General features: G+C 44.8%; 18 protein-coding genes, 1 tRNA gene and 1 riboswitch. Of the genes, 9 read left to right on the top strand and 10 right to left on the bottom strand.

Annotated features, from left to right (window positions below; genetic code table 11):
- The first annotated feature begins 68 nt into the window (after window positions 1–68).
- Both GSQ66_RS14755 and GSQ66_RS14760 read left to right on the top strand, forming a co-directional pair.
- The gene (locus GSQ66_RS14755) at window positions 69–1,781 is read left to right on the top strand and encodes a T9SS type A sorting domain-containing protein (protein WP_162428172.1); all 1,713 of its coding nucleotides are present in this window, start codon (window positions 69–71) and stop codon (window positions 1,779–1,781) included.
- 285 nt (window positions 1,782–2,066) lie between these two features.
- Complete coding sequence (locus tag GSQ66_RS14760; RefSeq protein ID WP_238395708.1) at window positions 2,067–2,702, top strand: OmpA family protein; 636 nt, start codon at window positions 2,067–2,069, stop codon at window positions 2,700–2,702.
- A gap of 104 nt (window positions 2,703–2,806) precedes the next feature.
- Here the strand turns inward: GSQ66_RS14760 and GSQ66_RS19070 are convergent, their stop codons facing one another.
- The 4 genes from GSQ66_RS19070 to GSQ66_RS14775 all read right to left on the bottom strand — a co-directional run bounded on the left by GSQ66_RS19070 (window position 2,807) and on the right by GSQ66_RS14775 (window position 7,591).
- A complete protein-coding gene (locus GSQ66_RS19070) occupies window positions 2,807–2,929 on the bottom strand; it encodes a hypothetical protein (RefSeq protein WP_262887831.1) in 123 nt (40 codons plus the stop codon).
- Between the two features lie 21 nt (window positions 2,930–2,950).
- On the bottom strand, window positions 2,951–3,469 hold the full coding sequence (locus tag GSQ66_RS14765) for a transposase (protein ID WP_162428173.1): 519 nt from the start codon (window positions 3,467–3,469) through the stop codon (window positions 2,951–2,953).
- 428 nt (window positions 3,470–3,897) lie between these two features.
- Window positions 3,898–6,276, bottom strand: a complete 2,379-nt coding sequence (locus GSQ66_RS14770) for a ribonucleoside-diphosphate reductase subunit alpha (RefSeq protein ID WP_162428174.1) — start codon at window positions 6,274–6,276, stop codon at window positions 3,898–3,900.
- A 355-nt stretch (window positions 6,277–6,631) separates the two neighbouring features.
- Entirely contained in the window at window positions 6,632–7,591 is a 960-nt protein-coding gene (locus GSQ66_RS14775) for a ribonucleoside-diphosphate reductase small subunit (protein WP_202923358.1), read from the bottom strand.
- Window positions 7,592–8,235: 644 nt separating this feature from the next.
- On the opposite strand from GSQ66_RS14775, the gene rplU reads away from it, so the two are divergent.
- The 5 genes from rplU (at window position 8,236) to lhgO (ending at window position 15,555) form a co-directional block, all read left to right on the top strand.
- On the top strand, window positions 8,236–8,544 hold the full coding sequence (gene rplU, locus GSQ66_RS14780; RefSeq protein ID WP_162428175.1) for a 50S ribosomal protein L21: 309 nt from the start codon (window positions 8,236–8,238) through the stop codon (window positions 8,542–8,544).
- Window positions 8,545–8,607: 63 nt separating this feature from the next.
- Entirely contained in the window at window positions 8,608–8,877 is a 270-nt protein-coding gene (gene rpmA, locus GSQ66_RS14785; protein ID WP_162428176.1) for a 50S ribosomal protein L27, read from the top strand.
- Between the two features lie 269 nt (window positions 8,878–9,146).
- Window positions 9,147–9,254: riboswitch (SAM riboswitch) on the top strand.
- A 47-nt stretch (window positions 9,255–9,301) separates the two neighbouring features.
- Entirely contained in the window at window positions 9,302–13,042 is a 3,741-nt protein-coding gene (gene metH, locus GSQ66_RS14790; RefSeq protein WP_394351414.1) for a methionine synthase, read from the top strand.
- A gap of 109 nt (window positions 13,043–13,151) precedes the next feature.
- The gene (metF, locus tag GSQ66_RS14795) at window positions 13,152–14,108 is read left to right on the top strand and encodes a methylenetetrahydrofolate reductase [NAD(P)H] (protein ID WP_162428177.1); all 957 of its coding nucleotides are present in this window, start codon (window positions 13,152–13,154) and stop codon (window positions 14,106–14,108) included.
- Between the two features lie 229 nt (window positions 14,109–14,337).
- Entirely contained in the window at window positions 14,338–15,555 is a 1,218-nt protein-coding gene (gene lhgO, locus GSQ66_RS14800; RefSeq protein ID WP_162428178.1) for an L-2-hydroxyglutarate oxidase, read from the top strand.
- Between the two features lie 26 nt (window positions 15,556–15,581).
- Here lhgO and GSQ66_RS14805 read toward each other — a convergent pair whose 3' ends face one another.
- The 3 genes from GSQ66_RS14805 to hemW all read right to left on the bottom strand — a co-directional run bounded on the left by GSQ66_RS14805 (window position 15,582) and on the right by hemW (window position 18,072).
- On the bottom strand, window positions 15,582–16,352 hold the full coding sequence (locus GSQ66_RS14805) for a cyclase family protein (protein WP_162428179.1): 771 nt from the start codon (window positions 16,350–16,352) through the stop codon (window positions 15,582–15,584).
- Between the two features lie 76 nt (window positions 16,353–16,428).
- The gene (locus GSQ66_RS14810; RefSeq protein WP_162428180.1) at window positions 16,429–16,848 is read right to left on the bottom strand and encodes a hypothetical protein; all 420 of its coding nucleotides are present in this window, start codon (window positions 16,846–16,848) and stop codon (window positions 16,429–16,431) included.
- 96 nt (window positions 16,849–16,944) lie between these two features.
- On the bottom strand, window positions 16,945–18,072 hold the full coding sequence (gene hemW, locus GSQ66_RS14815) for a radical SAM family heme chaperone HemW (RefSeq protein ID WP_162428181.1): 1,128 nt from the start codon (window positions 18,070–18,072) through the stop codon (window positions 16,945–16,947).
- A 180-nt stretch (window positions 18,073–18,252) separates the two neighbouring features.
- Here hemW and GSQ66_RS14820 point away from each other — a divergent pair, with 180 nt between their 5' ends.
- The gene (locus tag GSQ66_RS14820) at window positions 18,253–20,016 is read left to right on the top strand and encodes a BamA/OMP85 family outer membrane protein (RefSeq protein WP_162428182.1); all 1,764 of its coding nucleotides are present in this window, start codon (window positions 18,253–18,255) and stop codon (window positions 20,014–20,016) included.
- A gap of 74 nt (window positions 20,017–20,090) precedes the next feature.
- A tRNA-Met gene (locus GSQ66_RS14825) sits at window positions 20,091–20,167 on the top strand.
- On the opposite strand, the gene GSQ66_RS19255 is transcribed toward GSQ66_RS14825, so the two are convergent.
- The 3 genes from GSQ66_RS19255 to GSQ66_RS14845 form a co-directional block, all read right to left on the bottom strand.
- Entirely contained in the window at window positions 20,123–21,724 is a 1,602-nt protein-coding gene (locus tag GSQ66_RS19255; RefSeq protein WP_394351441.1) for a recombinase family protein, read from the bottom strand. The two genes, GSQ66_RS14825 and GSQ66_RS19255, sit on opposite strands and share 45 nt — an antisense overlap.
- Window positions 21,725–21,998: 274 nt before the next feature.
- Complete coding sequence (locus GSQ66_RS14840; protein WP_162428183.1) at window positions 21,999–22,862, bottom strand: hypothetical protein; 864 nt, start codon at window positions 22,860–22,862, stop codon at window positions 21,999–22,001.
- 13 nt (window positions 22,863–22,875) lie between these two features.
- Entirely contained in the window at window positions 22,876–23,445 is a 570-nt protein-coding gene (locus GSQ66_RS14845; protein WP_162428184.1) for a helix-turn-helix domain-containing protein, read from the bottom strand.
- Between the last annotated feature and the right edge of the window lie 242 nt (window positions 23,446–23,687).

Genomic DNA, 23,687 nt, shown 5'->3' on the forward strand with positions numbered 1-23,687 from the left:
GTTAACTATATAGTAAAAAAATCGGGTGGCATAGTTATTTCATATAGGCTGATAGTCAACAGTATTATATGAAACAATTTTACATTACCCTCTTTACTTTCCTGGTTTTCACTTTCGCAGCATCTGCCCAGGTATTGCTTCACCACGAAAATTTTAACACAACAAGTCAGGGCGTTATAGCCGGGATTTACGCTGATCCCGCAAACTCATGGAGTGGTTCCAGTGCAATTCCGAGTACGTTAGCGCAATCATCAAAAGGCACCTATGCTAGAACGATGAATGAGGTTTCAGGAGCAAAAAGCTTGTTCATTAAAGTCTCTACGCTGGGTTACAGCAATGCGACTATTACCTGGGAGCAGTTCAGGAACGCATATAAAAACAATACGCTACTTACCGCTGAAGTTGAACTGCAGTACAGCATAGGTGCTGGTCCTCGTACTACTTTTTATAAAACCACCAACAATACCAACGGCATCTGGAACAAAGCAAATAACGGTGCTCCCATAGCACTGCCTGCCGCTATTATGGGAATGCCGGAAGTTAAACTTTACTGGAAGATCATTTATGCCGTTAATAACGCCAACGAGGCTGCCTACTATGCCATAGATGATATTACTATAATAGGCACTCCGGAAACAGGAATTTCTGCGTTTGATTGGTCTACACGTCCGCTTGACGAGAACCCTTTCATCGTTTCTGGTAACAATTCAGCTTCGCCTTACACTGTTGATGGTGTAACGATGCGCTGGTCTTCGGCTTTAAACAATGGTGTGACATACGAATCCACTAAAGTTGACGATAAGACCTATAAGCCAGGAACAAAGTCGTTTACGCTGATACAGTTAAGTAAAGCTACCACAGCAGGCTCCGTTATACAGCTGGATCTTAACAAGCCTGTAGAAGACCTGACCTTCACTGTTTTTGATGTAGACGTAGCCCTGAACCAGTTTACAGATAAACTAACTATAACAGGTTACTACAACGGCACACCGGTACAACTTGTAAAGAACAAAGTAAAGGCTACATCAAATAACCAGTTTGCTTCTTCTGCTTTAACAGGTTTAACAGCAACAGATAACGCTGGCAGCGAAGGAGATGTAATGGTCACTTTCTCTCAGCCGGTTACTCGTGTTGTTATTCAGTACAGCAATGCATCTGCTACACAAAATGCAAATGGTCGACAGGGTATGGCAATTCATAATCTTTCCTGGAGAAAAGAGCAGGTTATTACACCGCTGCCTGTAGAGCTGGTATCGTTTAAAGCAAAGAGCGAACAAAACACAACGATACTTACCTGGGTTACGGCATCTGAAAAGAACAACGACCGGTTTGAAGTAGAGCGCAGCCAGGACGGCAAGCACTTCAGTAAAATTGGTGAGGTAGCAGGTAACGGAAATAGCAACCGTAAACTGAACTATAGCTACACCGACACCAGAACGGCAACAGGTGTAAACTACTACCGTTTGCGCCAGGTTGACTATGATGGCACCGCCGAGTTCTCTAAAACTATAAGTGTAAATTTTGCAGCTCAAAAGGCAGGAGCCGCCATTGCGCAGGTTTTCCCGACGGTAGCCACTGACAAGGTAACTATAGCTTTTACCCCCGCAGCCGGCGCCACCGATGTAGTTATAGTTGACGCAGCCGGCAGATCTATAGCAGCGTTTGCTCAGGTATCAGACTTTGAAAAAGTAGTTCTGGTACAGGACCTGCAGGCGGGCATTTACTTTGTAACTATAACCAACGGTGAGGTTCGCGAAACATATCGTTTCCTGAAAAAATAATTTATTCACAGAAACTATTCTAATCTAAATAAAGAAAGCCCCGTCTATTTTAGCCGGGGTTTTTTGTGTCGTTTAATTGCTATAGTTTATAGTTGCTTTCGCTTAAATTCCCTCCTATTTAATTATCCCACAAACATCAATCAGACCTGCCTCCTGATCTTCGCATCTCTTTCTACCTTGCAGTAAATTAGCAATCCCGTTTTATAGTTGTCCGTGGTTGTACTTTTGGCGTATTAACAATGCAGCATACTTAAAATGCGCACTTAAAACTATAACTATAAAACGATGAATAGAATAATATTAGGCATGGCCGGTGCCATGATGATGACACTGGCCTCGTGCAACGACATGAGCAAGCAGACTGAAGCTAACAAAGACGAGGCAAAAGAAGCGACTGCAGATACTGCCGTTGCCTTCGAAAACGCAAACTCCCCGGACTCAGCAGCAGATGGAACTATAGTTGACGTTGATGCCAGCGGAGATGCAGACTGGAACAATTTAGACATCGCTAACACGGAGTGGGAAATGTTTAAAGTCGGTGAAATGGAAGTTCGTAAGAATGATAATTACAGTGTTTACTCTCTAGGGGAAAATATCCTGTTCGACACCGACAAAGCGGAGATCAGGAAAGGTGCCGAAGAAAACCTTAAGGAGATCAGCACCTCCATAGCAGAACGTAGCAAAAACGGCCCTATACGTGTGTATGGGTATACTGATGCAAAAGGTAGTGCCGGTTATAATAAAGAGTTGGCCGAAAAACGTGCTGAAGCTGTAAAGAACTGGTTAATAAAGAATGGAAACATTAATGCCTCGCGTATTTCTGTGCATCCTGTTGGAGAAGCAAAACCAGCCGGCTCTAACGAAACAGCCAAAGGCCGCCAGCAAAACCGCCGTGTAGAAATTGCCGTGCGTAACAGCTAAGCAACTATAAACTATAATTTGGTAAAAAGCACCTGGGAGAGATCTCAGGTGCTTTTCGTTTATTGGTCAGACGCTAGCAGGAGCTGCGTACGCTGCCAGGCCTTTTAGATCTCATCTTGCTCAATAACTGGAACTATAGTTGAAAAGCCGCCCGTATCCTCTTCGTGAAATTTCATATACCAGTCTCTGTCACCAAGCCACCTGCCCGCCGTTGTTGGTGTTTTCACCAACAATCACATGGATTTTATTTAATCTAAATAGTGTGTTAAGAAGCCAAAATCATCTTTATTATCTTGATAAAACCTGGCTGATGAGTAAAAGTAAGCTTCGGGTAGTGGTGCTAATTGCCATTTATCCTGAATCGGATTTTGATGTATGTAGTTCAGCTTTTGCTCGGTGACCGCAACAGAATAGCAGTAAATTGATAAAGGGTTACGTTCCCAGAACTGGTACTGACGGTCTGTGGCATTTACCCGGAACCTTTCCATTACTTGAGGGTGATTCTTTATCAGATCATATTTTATTTGCTGTGCGGTATATTTCATGAAATCCCGCTGTACATCTTCCCGTTTATATGGTGCTTCCATCTTCCAGAGTAAATGAAGGTGGTTAGGCATAATGACGAATGCATATACTTTTACTCTTTTCTGCTCTACCAGGAAGCGTAGGCTATCAATAATTAGCTCCTTATACTTATCAGGCCTTAACAAGTGCTTCCATTCCAGAATAGTAGCTGTGAAGTAGGCAATATGCTGTTGCTCGTGCATTTGTTAACATACTACGGGATATGTCATGATGTTGCATGTAGAAGTCTTCTAACCTCTATTTTGCAAGTCGTTCGCCCTCGTTTCTATCCTGTCTATTCTTTGCGCATTACCTACGCCAATGTTAACGTCTTACGCCGTTGTTGGTGTTTTCACCAACAACCGCTTTGGGTTTGCAAACAGTAGTAGCTTCTATTTCTCTTACTGCAGATATTAGACCGTTGAGAATGTAAATGGTTAATGCTTCGTAGTTAACGTTAAGTTGTTGGTGAAAACACCAACAACGGCGAAAATATTATGTATTAAAGGTTGGCTAAAAGTATGGTCAATATTATTCCATCCGCCGATTGGGAGTCAGCAGTAACTTGGGGTCAATTTATACTTGGTAGGAAAAGAAGAAGGAGGACATTGAGCCCTCCTTCTTTAGTTATTTACGATCCGCAGGCTTCGCAGCTATCCGGATCATCAAGTGAGCAGGCCATGTCGCTGCGGTTCTGGTCCTGGTTGTAAACCGGCGAAAGGGTTTCGGCGGCTTGTTTCTCTACAGTAAACTTAATGGCATCAACAGCAGCTTTGGTACGCAGGTAATACATACCTGTTTTCAGGCCACGCTTCCACGCATGGAAGTGCATCGACGTCAGCTTACCGAAGTTCACGTTCATTACGTGCAGGTTCAGCGACTGGCTCTGGCAGATGTAAGCACCACGGTCGGCACTCATATCAATTACTGTACGCTGGCTGATCTCCCATACAGTTTTATACAGGTCCTTAATGTTCTGCGGTATGTTCGGGATATCCTGTACCGAGCCGTTAGCTGCAATAATATCCTGCTTCATTTTGTCATTCCAAAGGCCAAGCGCGATCAGGTCTTTCAGTAAGTGTTTGTTCACGATCATGAACTCACCTGAAAGCACACGGCGCAGGTAAATGTTAGAAGTATAAGGCTCAAACGATTCGTTGTTACCTAATATCTGGGCAGTAGAAGCAGTTGGCATTGGCGCTAATAACAGCGAGTTACGAACGCCGTGCTCCATTACTTCCTTACGAAGCTCTTCCCAGTCCCAACGGCCCGACTTAGGTGTTACACCCCACATATCGAACTGAAACTGACCTTTTGATAAAGGAGAACCCGGGAATGTTTCGTAAGCACCGTTCTTCTTCGCCAGGTCTTTAGAAGCTGTCATAGAGGCAAAGTAGATCGTCTCGAAGATATCTTCGTTCAGTCTCTTCGCTTCTTCGCTCTCGAAAGGCATACGTAGCGCAATAAAGGTATCAGCCAAGCCCTGTACACCTAAACCAATTGGTCTGTGGCGCATGTTAGAGTTCTGGGCTTCCGGCACCGGGTAATAGTTAATGTCAATTACCTTGTTCAGGTTAAGCGTAACATGGTACGTTACATCAAACAGTTTCTGGTGATCGAATATCTTATGGTTGCCGTTCTCTTTTACATATCGCGGCAATGCCAGCGATGCAAGGTTACAAACAGCAACTTCGTTCTCGTCGGTGTACTCCATTATTTCGGTGCACAGGTTCGAGCTTTTTATAGTTCCCAGGTTCTGCTGGTTTGATTTGCTGTTGGCAGCATCTTTATACAGCATGTATGGTGTACCGGTCTCAATCTGCGACTCCAGCACATGGAACCATAGATCCTGTGCTTTTACCGTTTTACGGGCACGGCCTTCACGCTCATACTTCTCATATAGGCGCTCAAAGTCTTTACCCCAGCACTCGGCAAGGCCAGGCGCTTCGTTCGGGCAGAACAGGCTCCAGTCGCCGTTCTCTTCCACACGCTTCATGAATAGGTCTGGTGTCCAAAGGGCATAGAACAGGTCGCGGGCACGGTTTTCTTCTTTGCCGTGGTTCTTTTTCAGTTCCAGAAAGTCGAAGATATCGGCATGCCAGGGCTCCAGGTAAATAGCGAAAGCGCCTTTACGCTTGCCACCACCCTGGTCAACGTAGCGGGCTGTATCGTTAAACACTTTCAGCATCGGGATGATACCGTTAGATGTTCCGTTTGTGCCTTTGATGTAAGAACCTGTAGCGCGCACGTTATGAATGCTCAGACCAATACCACCTGCACTCTGCGATATCTGCGCACATTGCTTCAGGGTATCGTAAATGCCTGGTATGCTGTCGTCCTTCATGGCCAGCAGGAAGCACGAAGACAGCTGTGGCTTAGGCGTACCAGCGTTAAATAATGTAGGAGTAGCATGTGTAAACCACTTCTCCGACATCAGGTTGTAAGTCTCAATCGCAGACTCGATATCTTCTTTATGTATACCAACGGCTACACGCATCAGCATGTGCTGCGGACGCTCCACTATCTTACCATCTAAACGCAGCAGGTACGAACGCTCCAGTGTTTTATAGCCGAAGTAGTCATAGTTATAGTCGCGGTCATAGATTATAGTTGAGTCCAGCGTAGCGGCATGCTTACGGATGATCTCATACACGTCTTTTGCCAGCAGCGATGCATTTTCACCGGTTTTAGGGTCGGTGTAAGTATACAGGCGCTTCATGGTGTTGGAGAACGACTTGCTGGTAACCTTATGCAGGTTAGAGATAGCAATACGGGCTGCCAGTACCGCGTAATCCGGGTGCTTGGTAGTTAGCGATGCAGCCGTTTCAGCGGCCAGGTTATCCAGCTCAACTGTCGTTACGCCATCGTAAATGCCATCAATTACCTTTTTGGCAACTTCAATCGGCGATACATAATCAGCATGTAAGCCATAGCATAGCTTCTCGATGCGTGCAGTGATCTTGTCGAATTTAACGGATTCGCGCCGGCCGTCTCTTTTAACTACTAACATAGTATATACACTTAGCGGGATTCAAAAGCCCGGGTTATTAACAGAATATATTTTTGGAAGCCACTGCCTGTGCAGCGAGCATATAATATTTAAAGTATAAGATACAGTCAGCTAATACGCGGAGTGGTATAAGCCGTTGCAATACAATAGTTTATAGGTAAAGCTAAATGCTTCTACTATATAGTGGAGAAGAGTATCCCCGTTGGTGGCTTAAAGGCCAGCTTAGATACCGGTACAGGGTTGCGGTCGCCTCTGTTACTTCAGCTACTGCCCGGTAAGTTGTGTAAGAGTATTTAAGTGGCTTCCGGAGCGTTGATCTCCTTCGCCACTTAAATATAGATAGTTTCTGATATTATTAAAAGTCTTCGTCCAGCGAAAAAACATTTTTATCCGATCCGCCCAGTACGCCGGCTTTCTGATACTCGCCTACGCGCTTCTCAAAGAAGTTTGTCTTGCCCTGCAGCGAGATCATCTCCATAAAGTCGAATGGGTTGGTAGCGTTGTAAATTTTGCTGTAACCAAGTGATAATAAAAGTCTGTCAGCAACGAACTCAATATACTGGCTCATCAGCTTGGCATTCATCCCGATCAGGTCAACCGGTAATGCATCTGTTACAAACTCCTGCTCTATAGTTACCGCATCCTTTATAATTTCGTGGATGCGCTCCTCAGAAAGCTTGTTCTGCAGCATAGAGTATAACAGGCAGGCGAAATCGCAATGCAGGCCTTCGTCTCTGGAGATCAGCTCGTTAGAGAATGTTAAGCCAGGCATTAAACCGCGCTTCTTCATCCAGAAAATAGAGCAGAACGAACCGGAGAAGAAAATGCCTTCTACAGCGGCAAAAGCAACCAGCCTCTCTACAAAGTTTTCGCTGTTTATCCACTTAAGTGCCCAGTCGCCTTTTTTCTTCACGGCAGGCACGGTTTCAAGCGCATTAAAAAGGTAATCTTTCTCTGACTGCTTCTTAATATAGGTATCTATCAGGAGAGAGTAGGTCTCAGCATGGATATTCTCCATCATGATCTGGAAACCATAGAAACAACGCGCTTCCGGCAACTGCACTTCCTGCATAAAGTTTACAGCAAGGTTCTCGTTCACTATACCATCTGATGCGGCAAAGAAAGCAAGTACGTGGCTGATAAAGTGACGCTCGCCGTCGTTCAGGTTGTCCCAGTCTTTCAGGTCCTGGCTAAGGTCGATCTCTTCAGCAGTCCAGAAACTGGCTTCGGCCTTTTTATACATCTGCCATACCTCATCATGCTGTATCGGGAACAGTACAAAGCGGTTCGGGTTCTCTTGTAGTATTGGCTCCATAATCTTGTAAATAAGTGTTTTATTGGTTGAAGGGGTAAGCTGATCAGCTTAGAAAACACCCCATGGTAATTTTTGTTTTGTGCGGATGACCAAGAGGCACCCGATAACATTGTGACTTCAAATATAGAGAATTGAACTTGAAAGTAGGGGTTAAAGTTGTTCAATTTATACACAAATGTTTAAGTAATTGATGCTTTGTAAGTTGTGTTAAAATCCACACCGTTATTCACATAGCATTTATACTATATTATCATGTTAATATATTGTCATCAAACTATAAATAATGTGTTAAGTGCAATGATTTTAGGGTTTGTAGTGTTCAATGATGGTATTAAAGCATCTTCATTTGATAAAAATCCAAAATGGAGCATAGCTGGCTTTGTAAAGGGAGGTTTTAATGGAGGTGTAAAAATTTGATTTGTGGATAAATGTGGAAAAGTGATTTTGGCGCAACTGCCTGCCTGTTATGCGGTTGTGGTGTTTTTAGGCAGGTGTAAAAAGTTATGGTGCATATTTCAACACCGTTATCCACATAGTAAAAATGCTTTGTGTATTTAGATGAACAAATTAAGCAGCAAGCGTTTGCAAATTAAAATTAAGCACCGTACTTTTGCAGACTAAATTTTAAACATACATTGAAGCTGATGTACGCAATTGTAGAAATCGCAGGTCAACAGACCAAAGTAGAGAGCGGTAAGTTCATCTACGCTAACAAGCTTTCCGGCAATGAAGGTGACGCCGTTGAGTTCGCCAATGTTCTTCTTACAGATGATAACGGAACCATTACCTTAGGTGCTCCATTCGTAAGCGGTGTTAAAGTGGTTGGTAAAATCCTTGGCAACGTGAGAGGCGAGAAAATCCGCATTTTCAAGAAGAAGAGAAGAAAAGGGTATAGAAAGTCTAGAGGACATCGTTCTGACTATACGAAAGTTCTGATCGAGAGCATTGGATAAGCAGTAAGAAGAAATTTATCGTAGAACCATTTCGGGCTCAGGCCTGATTAAATAGTAAACAAAATGGCACACAAAAAAGGAGCTGGTAGTTCTAACAACGGTCGTGAGTCGCACTCAAAACGACTGGGTGTTAAGATTTATGGTGGCCAGGAGATTATCGCTGGTAACATCATCGTAAGACAAAGAGGTACGGCACACCACCCGGGTAAAAACGTGGGTATGGGTAAAGACCATACTTTGTTCGCACTTATTGATGGCAAAGTAGAATTTAAGAAAAGCGTTAAGAACCGTTCTTACGTTTCTGTAATTCCTAACGTAGTAGCTGAGGCTTAATACGAACTTTGCAAAGCAACAGAAAAGGGATACCGCAAGGTGTCCCTTTTTTTATTTCTGGGAAGTGTAAAGTTTTGGAACATACGTACTTAACTGCCGTATAACAGATTATAAAGAGTTATAGTTAATACAATTAAACTCTTTTAGGAAAGGGACACTTAATGTGTCCTTTTCTGCTTTAACCCCCTTTCTGAATCCGTTCGCAACTATAGTTATAGGCTATTGCAACAAAAATTCGCTTTTTGCGGATAAGTGTAATAACTTGCAGCTTCTTATCAAGAAAGACCGAGGGAATGGGCCCTATGACGTCTTAGCAACCTTGACCAAACTTGGTGCTAACTCCCTTCCGGAACTATGTGATCCGGAGAAGATAAGATAGTCCATCCTTTACTTCGGGTGTCCTTTCTTGATGAGCGGTAGCATTATGCAAAGCGAGAAGAAGGATACCAACATGAAGAACAACCATCCCATTTACAGTTTATTAAAGGAACGCGTACTTGTGCTTGACGGCGCAATGGGCACCATGATTCAGCGTTACCAGCTTTCGGAAGCCGATTTTCGTGGCGAGCGTTTCAAAGATCATCCTTCCGATCTGAAAGGCAACAACGACCTGCTTTCCATTACCCGCCCGGATATCATCAAGAAGATTCATACGGAATACCTCGAGGCTGGCGCCGATATCATCGAGACCAATACCTTTAGTGGGACAACTATAGCCATGGCGGACTATGGGTTGGAGCACCTGGTATATGAACTGAACTATGAGTCGGCAAAGATAGCACGGGAAGCTGCAGATGAAGTAGAAGCTAAAGATCCTTCGCATAAACGCTTTGTAGCCGGCGCCATTGGTCCGACTAATCGTACAGCCTCGCTTTCTCCGGATGTAAACAACCCAGGCTACCGCGCCATAACATTCGACCAGTTAGTAGAAGCTTATTATGAGCAGGTGCGTGGTTTGGTGGATGGTGGCGCTGACTTGCTGTTAGTAGAAACAGTATTTGATACCCTGAACTGTAAGGCTGCCCTTTTTGCAATACAGCAATTCGTAAATGATGGTGGCAAGGAGCTGCCGATCATGGTTTCCGGAACTATAACCGATGCCAGCGGCCGTACCTTATCTGGCCAGACCGTAGAGGCTTTCTATAACTCCATCTCGCATGCGCCTTTATTAAGTGTTGGCTTTAACTGCGCGTTGGGTGCACGCCAGCTAAAAACACACATCCAGGAGCTTTCCCGCATATCAGACTGCTACATCAGCGCTTACCCGAACGCCGGACTGCCTAACGCCTTTGGTGGTTACGACGAAACAGCCCAGCAGATGGGTGCTATAGTTGAAGAATACCTGAAAGAAGGATTGGTTAATATATTGGGTGGTTGTTGTGGTACAACGCCTGTACATACCAAAGTAATTGCAGACTTGGTGCGAAAGTATAAACCGCACGTTCCTACCCCGGTTGCCCCACTTCCACGCTACAGCGGCCTCGAGCCCCTAACTATAACTCCCGAAAGCCTTTTTGTGAATGTTGGCGAACGCACCAATGTTACCGGCTCCAAAATGTTCTCCCGCCTTATCGTTAACGGTCAGTTTGAAGAGGCCCTGGCAGTTGCGCGTCAGCAGGTAGAAGGTGGTGCGCAGATTATCGACGTGAACATGGACGAAGGTATGCTTGACTCGGAGCAGGCGATGACCAACTTCCTGAACCTGATCGCATCCGAGCCGGATATTTCCAAACTGCCCATCATGATCGACTCTTCGAAATGGAGCGTGATCGAAGCTGGATTAAAGTGTGTGCAGGGTAAATCTATAGTTAACTCCATCTCCCTTAAAGAAGGCGAAGAAGCCTTTAAAAAACTTGCCCGCAAAGTGCGCCAGTATGGTGCGGCTGTTGTAGTAATGGCCTTTGATGAAACAGGTCAGGCCGATACGCTGGAGCGCAGAAAAGAGATCTGTGAGCGTTCGTACCGCATCTTAGTTGACGAAGTGGGTTTTCCGCCACAGGATATTATTTTCGACCCGAACATATTGGCCATTGCTACAGGCATCGAAGAGCATAACAACTATGCCGTTGATTATATTGAAGTAGTAAAATGGATCAAGGCCAACCTACCACATGCGCTGATTAGTGGTGGGGTGAGTAACCTTTCCTTCTCGTTCCGTGGCAACGATGTGGTGCGTGAAGCCATGCATACCGTGTTTTTATACTATGCCGTGCAGGCAGGTATGGACATGGGTATTGTAAATGCCGGTATGCTGGGTGTGTACAGCGAAATACCAGCCGAACTGCGCGACCTGATCGAAGACGTGATCTTTAACCGCCATCCGGATGCTACGGAAAAACTGGTAACCTATGCCGAAACTATAAAAGGCAAAGGCAAAACCGCTACTGCAGCCGACACTGCCTGGCGCGACGCACCAGTTAAAGAGCGTCTGGAACATGCGCTGGTGCGTGGTATAGTTGATTTTATTGAAGAGGACACCGAAGAAGCCCGACAGCAGGCAGCCAAAACACTGGACGTTATCGAAGGACCATTAATGGCTGGTATGGGCGTGGTAGGTGATTTGTTCGGGGCTGGCAAGATGTTTTTGCCGCAGGTAGTCAAAAGTGCCCGCGTAATGAAAAAGTCCGTGGCCTACCTGTTGCCGTTTATGGAAGCCGAAAAACTGGCTGGCGATACTTCTAAATCTACGGCCGGAACTATACTGATGGCAACTGTTAAAGGCGACGTGCACGATATCGGTAAAAACATTGTGGGCGTGGTATTAGCCTGTAACAACTACGAGGTGATAGACCTGGGTGTGATGGTGCACCTGGACAAGATCCTTTCAGAAGCCGAAGCGCATAAAGTTGATATCATTGGCTTGAGCGGGCTCATCACGCCATCGCTGGATGAAATGGTATATGTAGCACAGGAAATGGAGCGCCGGGGCATGAAAATTCCGCTGTTGGTCGGGGGAGCAACTACCTCGCGGGTGCATACAGCCGTGAAGATTGCGCCACAGTACAGCGGGCCGGTTGTGCACGTGCACGATGCGTCCAGGAGTGTAACCGTAGTAAGCAGCCTGCTGAGCAGCGAACGGGATAGCTATATTTCCGAGATCAAAGCAGAGTATCAGAAGCTGCGCGAAGATCACCTGAGCCGTACCAAAGACCGCGCGTTTGCAACTATAGCTGAAGCCCGCGCCAACAAGTATAAAGTGGACTGGAACACAACAAAGCCAACCAAGCCGAGCTTTATCGGTAACAAAACTTATACTAATTACCCGCTTTCAGAAATCGTGCCGTACATCGATTGGACACCTTTCTTCCATGCATGGGAGCTTAAACGCCAGTATCCGAAGATATTAAACGATCCGGAATTAGGAACGGAAGCCACCAAACTCTTTAACGATGCGCAGGAAATGCTGCAGGAGATCGTGGACAAGCAATTGCTGGAAGCGCGCGCTGTCATTGGCTTTTACCCGGCAAATGTGGAGGCCGATGATACTATAGAAGTTTACACAGATGATTCACGTGAAAACGTGCTGACAGAATTCCATACCCTAAGGCAGCAGGGCAAAAAAGGCGCAAATGTGCCAAACCTGGCGTTTTCTGACTTCCTGGCCCCGAAAGAAACCGGTGTGCGGGATTACATTGGAGGCTTTGTGGTATCGGCAGGTTTTGGTATTGAGAGTTTGCTGGAGAAATACCAGGCCGAACACGACGACTATAAATCCATTATGGTGAAAGCCCTCGCCGACAGGTTAGCAGAAGCTTTTGCAGAGCTGATGCACGCTAAGGTTAGAAAGGAGCTATGGGGTTACGCGCCGGATGAGAATCTGACCAACGAAGACCTGATCAAGGAGAACTATAAAGGTATCCGGCCGGCACCAGGTTACCCGGGTTGCCCGGACCATACCGAAAAGATAACGCTGTTTAACCTGCTGGATGCAGAAAGAACATCTGGTGTTATACTTACCGAAAACCTGGCCATGTACCCGACGGCTGCTGTGAGCGGTTTATACTTCTCGCATCCGGAATCGAAATACTTTGGTTTGGGTAAGATTGGCGAAGACCAGGTAGCTGACATTGCACAGCGCAAAGGTATGACCAAAGAAGAACTGGAACGCTGGCTGTCGCCTAACCTGAACTATGAGCCAAAGCCGTTGGCACAGCAGGCAGTTTAGTAATCCAACCACCCCTAACCCGCCTTAGACAAGGTGGGCTTAGGGTGGTTGGACCCGGCAAAGTAAAACCAACACTTTAACAGTTAAGCAATTTAACCATCAACATAAATTGAAAGTAACAGACCACTTCAGGAATGCCAACGGAAAAACGTTGTTCACTTTTGAAATACTGCCTCCACTAAAGGGGGAGAATATGCGTACCCTTTTCAATCACATCGACCCATTGATGGAGTTTGAACCACCTTTTATAGACGTGACTTACCATCGGGAAGAGTATGTGTATAAGCAGCGCGAAAATGGGTTACTGGAGAAGCGCACGACACGCAAGCGTCCGGGTACTGTTGGCATTTGTGCGGCTATCCAGAACAACTATAAAGTAGATACAGTGCCGCACCTGATTTGTGGTGGTTTTAACAAAGAGGAAACGGAGAACGCGTTAATCGACCTGCACTTTCTGGGAATAGATAATGTACTGGTGCTGCGCGGAGATTGTGTGAAGAGCGAACAGCGCTTTGTGCCGGAACCTGGCGGGCACCATTATGCAACCGAGCTGATCGGGCAGGTGGTGGATATGAATTGTGGCCGTTACCTGGATGATGAGCAGGCTTTTCATAATAATACTGACTTCTGTATTGGCGTGGCCGGTTACCCGGAAAAGCATTTTGAGGCCCCTAACCTGAAATCGGACCTGCGCTGGCTAAAGAAGAAGGTGGAGCTGGGTGCGGAGTATATAGTAACACAGATGTTCTTCGATAACCAGAAATATTTTGATTTCGTGAACCGCTGCCGTGAAGAAGGTATAACTGTGCCGATCATTCCGGGATTGAAACCGATGACCACTAAAAGCCAACTGACCTTACTGCCGAGCCTGTTCCACATTGAAGTTCCGTGTGACCTGGCCGATGCCATAGAAGATTGCCCGGATAACAAGGCTGCAGCGCAGGTGGGCGTAGACTGGGCAATACAGCAATCCAAAGAGCTGATGGAATTTGGTGTGCCCTGCCTGCACTATTATTCTATGGGTAAATCAGAATCAGTCAGAAAAGTAGCCGAAGCTTTATTTTAAGAAACACTCCTTACAAACAACTAAACTACCTGAGGCTGGGACTAATGTTCCAGCCTTCTTTTTTTTAGATGCAGTAAACTCTTGCCGGGTATAAGAAACTATAGTTCCGGAAACCGGGGCTCTATATTTTCTCAAAATTCATTGACATAAATATTTGAATTCTCGTATGCTTCTCTGTACAACACAGGCAATAATAGCGTGCCTTGATTCTTTTAGTAATACCATACACATGTCAGCACAAAAATACGATACCATAGTAGTGGGAGCCGGTTTGGTTGGACTCTCCGTAGCATATCACCTCAAGCAGAATAACCCGGATAGCAAGGTACTGCTCATCGAAAAGGAAGATGCCGTTGCAAAACATCAGTCAGGGCATAACAGCGGCGTTATTCATAGCGGCATTTACTACAAACCGGGCAGTCTGAAAGCCAGAAACTGTATTGCAGGATATCACTCTATTATTGAGTTTGCCGAAGAGCATGGCATCCCTTACGATATATGCGGAAAAATTATAGTGGCAACCTCTGCCGCAGAACTCCCTAAGCTGAATGATATTTACGAGCGCGGAATCCAGAATGGGCTGACAGACCTGAAAAGGCTGCACTCATTAGAAGAGATACGCGAGTATGAACCGCATGTGGCTGGTGTAGAGGCTATACATGTGCCCCAGACAGGTATCATCGATTATCCGGCAATGGCTGCTGCGCTGCTGCGCCTGTTTCAGCAATATGGTGGTGAGGCAGCCTTTGGGGAACAGGTTGTAAAGATCAGGTCTGAGAAGGATAACGTGTATGTGGAGACGACAAAAAACACCTATACTGCTGCCAGCCTGGTTAGCTGCGGAGGCCTTTTCTCAGACAGGGTAGCCAACCTGACGGAAAAAGAGAATGACCTCCGGATCATTCCTTTCAGAGGGGAATATTATAAGTTACGGGAGGAGAAAGAGTACCTGGTGCGCAACCTTATTTACCCGGTGCCGGATCCAAGCTTCCCTTTCCTGGGGGTACACTTTACGCGCATGATACAAGGCGGCATTGAGGCTGGCCCGAATGCTGTGCTGGCCTTTAAGCGGGAAGGTTATACTTTCAGTGATTTTAATTTTAAAGACACGCAGGATACCTTTAGCTGGCCTGGCTTCTGGAAAATTGCTGCCAAATATGGCAAAACAGGCTTGGGCGAAATGTACAGGTCGCTATCAAAGGCGGCATTTACCAAAGCGCTGCAAAAACTGATGCCCGAAGTACAGGAAAATGACCTGGTACCTGGCGGAGCAGGTGTAAGAGCGCAGGCCTGCGACAGGAACGGTAACCTGATCGATGATTTTGACATCCTGAACCGCCATAACATCATACATGTGCGCAACGCTCCTTCGCCGGCGGCAACGTCCTCACTCGCTATCGGGCAGTATATCTGCGATCAGCTGGTAGGCAACAAGGCAACAGTCTAGCAGTAAGAGCTCGGCTTAGTGGTACTCTATAGTTGCGGAAAAACCGGCGACAAACTATAGAGTACCGGTTTGCTTGGGCTGGCATCCAGCTGCAGGCTCGCTATCTGCAAGTTCAGCAGGTATAAACCGTCTGTAATATGCTCTGGTACATAGATCAGTTCGGTTATAGTAGCGCCGCAACGGGTATATTTAGGGTATTGCCAGAACGCATGGTGGCATAAGAGTTTACCTTCGTCCAGTTCGCGGTCTACAGAAGGTAAATCTAAAAGTAAATGCTGCACGCCTTTTTCAGCCAGGTACTGGCCTATCGTATGTTCTAAATAAGGTGGATTTGTACCGGAATAATGCCGTGTAAGTTTATCGTCTGTGTTTGGTAAGGTGCGGATTATAACAGCTTCCGGTTTCAGGCCTTCCAGCTGCGCTTTTACATCGTCCAGCAGCACTACATCATCGCCGTTTTCCTGCTTTTGCGGAGCTATAGTTATGAGCTGGGCTACAAATAAAAAGCGCTTCAGGCAATTGTGGATAGTGGCATGTTCATCAGCAGAGATGTGGCCGTAGCATTCGGTGTGGGTGCCGTTGCCATGCGGCGTGAGGTGCACGCGTTTATAGTTGGTACTGCCGCCTTCTGCTACCGATCCTACAAAATCACCAACCCTGATCACATCAAACTGGACCGGCTCTGCCCAGAAACACTCGGGCTGTGGTTGCCTGTCGTGCAGCGGCATCGAAATATCCAGTGGCTGCAACGGGTTGAAACTATAAACTTGATCGTGGTAGGTAATGCTGGCTTCCATAGTTAGCAGGTTTTCTGGCAAGTATAAGCGAAATTAAGTAAACCTATACGCTGTAACTATAAAAGATTGAGACCTGCTATTCTTCGAGCAGCCAATGTACTGCTTCGTCTTCCGAAGCGAAATCCTGGATCTGGTAAGATATCTCGCCGGCAGCGTCGGCCCTGGCCACCACAGAGGCGAGCGCCAGCTTCTTGAAGAGGTTATCCGGCATGACGCGGGCCATCTTTTTTAGCGAAGTGCGGGAGAACAAGCTATAGTACGTGTTGGAAAGCCAGTCTTTTGTTTCGGGCCCGAGTACGGATACCTGCTGTGCATTTACAAGTACTCTTTCGGCTTGCTTTTCAGTTATCACATCGTATGCACGCATTGTTTCCGCTACAAACTGGTCATCGTTCAGTGGGCGTAGCCATTCTGTTCTCACATAAGCAAGACCATCGTCGGCTTCGATTTTGAAGTTGTCTGAACTATAAACTGTTGTAAGTTGAAGCGTTGGCATTTACGGGCATAAATTCAGGTAAGGGTGTTTAGGTTAAAAGACATACGAGTTAAACAGAATTAGGTGCCAACTATATTGTGGATTTAAATCTTAGTCTTATTCTGCAAACAGGTCCAGCGTGATCTGGTCGGCGAGCAGCTTTCCTTTGTCTGTCAGGTAGAGTACATTGTCTTTTATAGTTGCCAGTTCTTTGTGCTGTAGCTCCTGCAAATATATGTTGTGAGATGCCTGAACATCATAGCTATAGTTGTCGCGCATGTGCACCAGGTCGCAGCCCCAGATCGTGCGCAGTGTGGTAAGCAGGTAGTCGTTTGCCTGGTCGCCTAACGTAAGTTCTTCTATTTCTGAAGGAATGGTCTGCTGACCGATGGCCTCGGTATACTTACGGTTGTTGGCTACATTATACTGCCGGCTATGGCCGTTAAACGAATGCGCACTCGGTCCAACGCCTAAATAATGCACACCGCGCCAGTAATTGCTGTTATGTTTCGACTCGTAGCCCGGCTTACAGAAGTTGGATATCTCATACTGCACAAAACCGTGCTGCGCCATCTGCTCCAGTAAAATCTCGAATTGCTGTGCTGTAAAGTCGTCTTCGGATGGGGTAAACTTGCCTTTTTTGCTCCAGCGGCCCAAGGCAGTATCAGGTTCTATCGTTAGCGCATAACACGACACATGCTGCACATCAAGCGAGAAAAGCGTTTCCAGGTCTTTCAGCCAGATGCTGTGGTCTGGTGCCGGAATGCCGTAAATAAGATCTACCGTAATATTATTAAAACCAGCTGCCTGGGCATCTTTCACACACTGTAAACTTTCGGTGGCGTTATGGGCACGGTTCATCATGCGCAGGTGCGGCTCATGAAACGACTGCAACCCAATGCTCAACCGGTTTATGCCTGCCGCTTTCAGTTCCTGCAGTTTTTCAGGTTTCAGGTCATCAGGGTTAGCCTCCAGCGAGATCTCAGCAGTAGCCGAAACTATAAACAGGTCTTTTATAGTTTGTAGCAGTAACTGTAGTTCATCCTGTGTAAGCAAAGACGGTGTGCCGCCACCAAAGTAAATGGTTTCTATCGTTTGGCCCTGCAGGTAATCCCGTCGCAGTTCCAGTTCGCGGGCAATGGCATCTATAGTTGCCGTTTTATGCCCCATACTTGTACTGAAATGGAAATCGCAGTAATGGCAAGCCTGTTTACAGAAAGGGATATGAAGGTATATTCCGGCCACGGATTAATTGTTAAATTGCTGTATTGTTAAATTGTTGATGATCTGGAAACTATAGTTCTTAAAGTATAGCTATAGCCGTTACCTTTGTATAATTGCTATAGTTTCTCTGGTGTAATTCGTTGTAGATCATCTATAACTAAACAATTTAGCTAGCAAACAATTCAACAAGTAATAACACAAATGTATAAAATAGCTGCCGTAGTGTTGTGTTTGCTTTTGTGGCTGCCCTGTGCGCGGGCACAAAAACAGGCTGATGCACGGTTGCAGCCCAAAGTTATAGTTCGCATATACACTACCCCGGAAGATGCTCCACGGCTCCGGAACTATAGTTACCAAACCACCCACCCCGACTCGTTAGAAGCCAGCAAAGAAGTAAAAGACCTGATCTATAAAATGCAGCAGGATGCCTATTTGCTTACTTCTGCGGATAGTTTGTACCTGCGCAACGATACGCTACACGTGAGACTATACATTGGCGAAAGGTTTGAGTATGCCAGTTTGCGCAACGGTAATTTAAGCGAAGGTATTTTGATAGAATCCGGTTTCCGGGAGAAGTTTTACCGCAATGTGCCTTTTAAGCCAGCCGAATATGTAAAGCTGCAGCAGCGCATACTGGACTATGCCGAACGGAGCGGTTACCCTTTTGCCAGTGTGTGGCTGGATACGATAACTATAAAAGACAATAAAATTGAAGCTGCCCTGATGGTAGAAAAAGCTTTTGTAGTTACCTATGACTCGGTGCAGGTGGTGGGCGGCAGCAAAACCAAACCAAAGTTCCTGATGCGCTACTTGCAACTATACCCGGGTCAGCCTTATAACCAGGAGCAGATAGAAGCTACCCAGCGCATGCTTACCCAGCTGCCTTATATTAAAGTGACAAGGCCGCCGCAGGTGCGCTTTGCCCGCGATAAAGCACGGGTTTATTATTTTTTGGAAGACCGGCAATCGAACCAGATAGATGGTGTGATTGGCTTTTTGCCCGATCCGACCCGCAGCGGGAATAAATTGCTGGTAACCGGCGAAGCCAACCTCAACCTCCGGAACTTACGCGGCACAGGCAAAAGCATAGGGCTGCAATGGCGGCGCGTAAACAAAGGCTCCGTTATACTTAATGGCGAATACCTGCACCCAAATCTGTTCGGTACCCCATTTGAACTGGGCACACGCTTCAACTTACTCAAGCAGGATTCATCGTTTATAACTGTACAGCCGCGCCTCCAGCTGGGTTACTATACCTTAAAATACGGCAAATTCAGCGTTTATGGCGAGTGGCGCAACTCCCGGATATTGGGCGATGCCAGCACCCAAAGCCTGCGCAACCTCGACCTGGCCGATGCCCGCACCACCACCTATGGCTTTAATTACCTCTGGAACAACCTGGATGACTTTTACTTCCCGAGACGTGGGCGGTTAGTAGAACTGGAACTGACAGCAGGTACGAAAACCCTGCTACGCAACGCCGACCTGGAGAAAAGCTTTTACGATACCCTGGACATGCGCACCATGCAAATGAGCTTAGGGCTGCGGGCCGAAAACTTCTTCCGCTTAAGTAAGAATAGTGCCTTACTGGCCAGAATAGAAGGAAATGCGCTGCTGAATGACCAGGTTTTCCTGAATGATATGTACCGGCTGGGTGGCCTTACTTCTATCCGCGGCTTCGACGATTATTTCTTTTATGCCTCCTCTTACGCTATCGGAACTATAGAATATCGCCTCTTTACGGCGGCGGATTCGTATGTGCTGCTTTTCTATGATCAGGCCTATTATCGCAGCGATCTGGAGAAATCGGAAGCGAGTGGCTGGCCATCGGGCCTGGGAGGCGGAATTAGTTTTAGTACAGGCGCCGGAATTTTTCAGCTGGTGTATTCTGTGGGACGATCTGAGCAACAGCCACTTTCGCTTAAATATTCAAAAGTGCACTTCGGGATAACGAGTAAATTCTAACTTTTTTTGCCTTTTTTAGGTATAATCACTTGCAAGGTAAGATTTGATATACTACTTTTGTAACACAATAACAGTGCGGGATGGAGCAGTTGGTAGCTCGTTGGGCTCATAACCCAAAGGTCACAGGTTCGAGTCCTGTTCCCGCTACCCAGTAAGACCGATCAGCTTTTTTGCTGATCGGTCTTTTGTTTTTTGTGCTGTAAGTGCTTGACATACTGTAAATTAGTTGAAGTATTGTGTTGGTTCTTTCGGTTCGATAATACTCTTTTTTAGTGCTGTAAGTTATTCCGGATGGAAATAGGACCTTTTGTATAGCCTGTTTCGTGTTAAAATCCCCTAAAAGCCACAATTCTGATAGATTTGTGGCAAATGACAAACAAGCATCTATGGACTTTTCTAAGTTCGATAATTTTAAAGAAGATTTCGCTGCTTCTATGTAAAGCTCATCTAATTTCTGTTTGTACTTTCTGCTATAGTTATCATAAATTGACTGGTCCATCTGTCCTAGGAACAGTTTCTCTTGGGCATTTTCAATCGTTTCTTCTAATGCTTTGATGGAGGCTTGAATGACCTTTCGCTCGTCCTCCTGTTGTGAAAAAACTGCCTCTAAAGTTCCATGTATAGCATCTGTTATGGGAGCAAGGGCTAACTTATTGCAATCGTAGCTATGTAATAAGTCTACAAATTGTTTGTGCATATGTTCTGCACTCTTATTGCTGCCACAGCCTTTTTTGTTGCATTTGTAGTAGTGTTTGCCTTTGCTTTTAACTTCGTACCCCGTCATACTGGTGCCGCAGTGAGCGCACTTTACAAACCGTTTTAGAGGCAATGCATCATCGGTTGTCTTATGCTTAAAGCCGCGGTTATTTTTGGCTCGTTTCTCGTTTATTCTTTTAAAAATTTCCTTTGAAACAAGTCTTTCCTGTCTTCCTTCTATGATGTTGCCATCTAAAAGCGAATGGGAAATCAAGCCACAATAAAACGGGTTGCTAAAAATGGCAGATAGCTTCTGTTTGGATAGCTTTAAGCCCATTTTAGCAAGACGTTCAGCAATCTGCACATCTGTTAAACCTTCATTCGCTTTCATCAAAAAGGCTTTTCGAATCAGTTTACCAGTTTCGTTTACAACGATGCGTTGCTCGCCATTTTCAGTTGTATGCGTAAAGCCAAGAGGTGCCCTGGTTACCCAAAATCCCTGGAGAAGGCGCTCTAATGTACCAGCCATGGTCTTCTGTCGGCGCTGATGGTTTTCATATTGCCCGAAAGACAGAAACATGTTTTGATATAAAGAGCTGCTAAGAGCTGTTGGGTCTACATTCTGCAAAACAGAGTGGACGTAAATACCTTCTTTACGTAGGTCTTCTATAATCTTTATGGCCTCAGCTCCAGACCTGGAAAACCTATCGATGCTATAGACAATAATGTTTTGAACTTTCTTAGTGCGTACAAATGAAAGCATTTCTTTGAATTGCTTTCTTTCGTCAGTTTTAGCGCTCTCATGTGTGCCTCCAAAGTATTTAACTACTTGGAATTTTTTGGTGAGTGCCAGGTGCTCGCATTCTTTCTTCTGTGTTGTAAGGCTTTGGTTGTTTTCAGCCTGTTCCTTGGTAGATACCCTGGTGTAGATGACCGCATCTTGGCTATTGATGTCTGCTGTTTTAGCTGCCTTTGATTTAGCAAATTTTCTGAATTGATCTAGGTTAGTCATTGCCCAAGCTTTTAAAGGTTCTTACTGCGCATTGTGCGATCGTCCATAAGGATTGTACTAGCTCATTAGCCTCTGCGTCTGAAATAGTTTCAAATCCAGGATAGGTGCGAAGTTTCTCTACAGTTAATGGTGAGGATGTTTTTTGTTTTTTCTGGTTTTGCTTAAAAGGGTTCAAAATATTAATTGGTCTAGCACGTACCTGTTATCTGCAGTGTATGTACCGATAGTTATTTGACCCGTTTTCTACGGTGTCCTTTAGGTAGCAATTGTTATTTTAAAATCGCAGCCTTTTAATATAATTGTAAAACACTGTTTTGTTTTTTATAGAAACCATTGGAGCACTATGGTAGCTTGGTAAACTTTCAATAGTTTCATGATATTTCTCTAATGATGATGATTTACTTTTCTTAAAAGTTAAGAGCCAGTTAAAGTTTTTATCAGCTGCAGCTCTGTCAACTTGTATGCTCTCCCATTCTTTAGTTCTCATTGATTTTAAAACCTCATTTTCTGATTGTGAGACTAATGTTGAATAAGAAGTTAGGTTCGGTAAGTTTTCATCACCGACAAGCTGTAGTAAAATTTCGTGTATGGAGAAGGAAACAGAGCCATTAATTTTTTTGGCTTCTTCAACAGGCACAAAACGGCTAACGAATCCCATTCTCCCATCTTTATTAAAATATATTTGTAAGTCTTCTCTGTTACTTATAATTGTGCCTATAATAAAATCAAGCAAAGTGGGCGTTGTTGCAATGTTATATGTAATTCTAAGTGGGTTGCCTATACTATCTCGTTCGAGTTCTTGGTAACTGTGCTCTGACGGGAATATATCTGCAAAGAGCCATAGCTTGAAGTTGTACAAAATATTTGATGGGAAGTTGTAACTGATTAGGTTGTCCAAAATTCTCAACCATATATATTGGCTAGTATTTAATGATGTTTCTTTGTCTTCTGGTAGAAATGCCCATTTCTTCAAAAGTATTTCTTCATATGTACAGTTCTCTAACTCTAGCAAATCAAAAGTTACGATGCCTTTCTTTAAACGAGGTAATAGACTAGATTCAGGGTAATTTAAGCTATAGTTCACTAGACCGTGCTTTTTTTCTTTGAAAGCAGGTTGGCTAACACTTTTGTTGTTCATATGATGGGTTGCGTTATTCTTTGTCCTTTTTCTGTAAACCTTTAGATGTTTCTTTTATCAAAGCATCTAAAAATAGACCAATGCCATATCCCAGTAGGCTGATCTTATACTGCTTATAGGCAGCTAAAAGAGGGTGATCTTCTCCAATATTATCTTTGTTCAAAATGAAGTCTATTCCATCAATTGCAAAGACAGAGGCTATAGCATTTGGTATATCATTCCCACTATCTAGTTTCGATGAGGTGATCGGCTTTTGGAAGTGTTTTATTAGAGCTTCTAGCAGATTTTCTGAATTTGACTTCATGCGTTCAATCTGAGCGGCCTGTTGCTTTACTATTTCCTCAAGAGCTCCATGGTTTGGTAAGCCCAATCTTTCTTGTGCAGTCTCATGGTTGAGAATTTCTTCACTTGTCATGTTGAAAACGCTCTGTAGAATTTCGAGTTTCTCAGGTGAAAGTGTTATATCTCCTTTTTCAATTCTGCTATAATTAGCTTTACTCATGCCTAGCTTGATAGCTATATCTTCTTGCTTTAGATTTTTGGCTAGTCGAATAGATTTAATTTTGCTATGGATATTTTGCATGTAGCAAATATATGCAATCTTAAATTTATTATGCAACTAAGTCAATAAAATAAATTCAATTGCATCAGTTGCATATGTTGTAGGCGATGTGGTTTAGGTGATTGATTCAGTAACATTCTTTTTAAGCAGCAATAGCAGATTAAAATAGTGTCTTCAAACACAATTTTAATCTGCTATTGCTGCTATAGGTAATTTCATGTTTACGAGTGTAGTTTTACCTTGTCCTAGCCCTATCCAAGTTT

The organism is Pontibacter pudoricolor (assembly GCF_010092985.1).
In the GTDB taxonomy this organism is placed as follows: domain Bacteria; phylum Bacteroidota; class Bacteroidia; order Cytophagales; family Hymenobacteraceae; genus Pontibacter; species Pontibacter pudoricolor.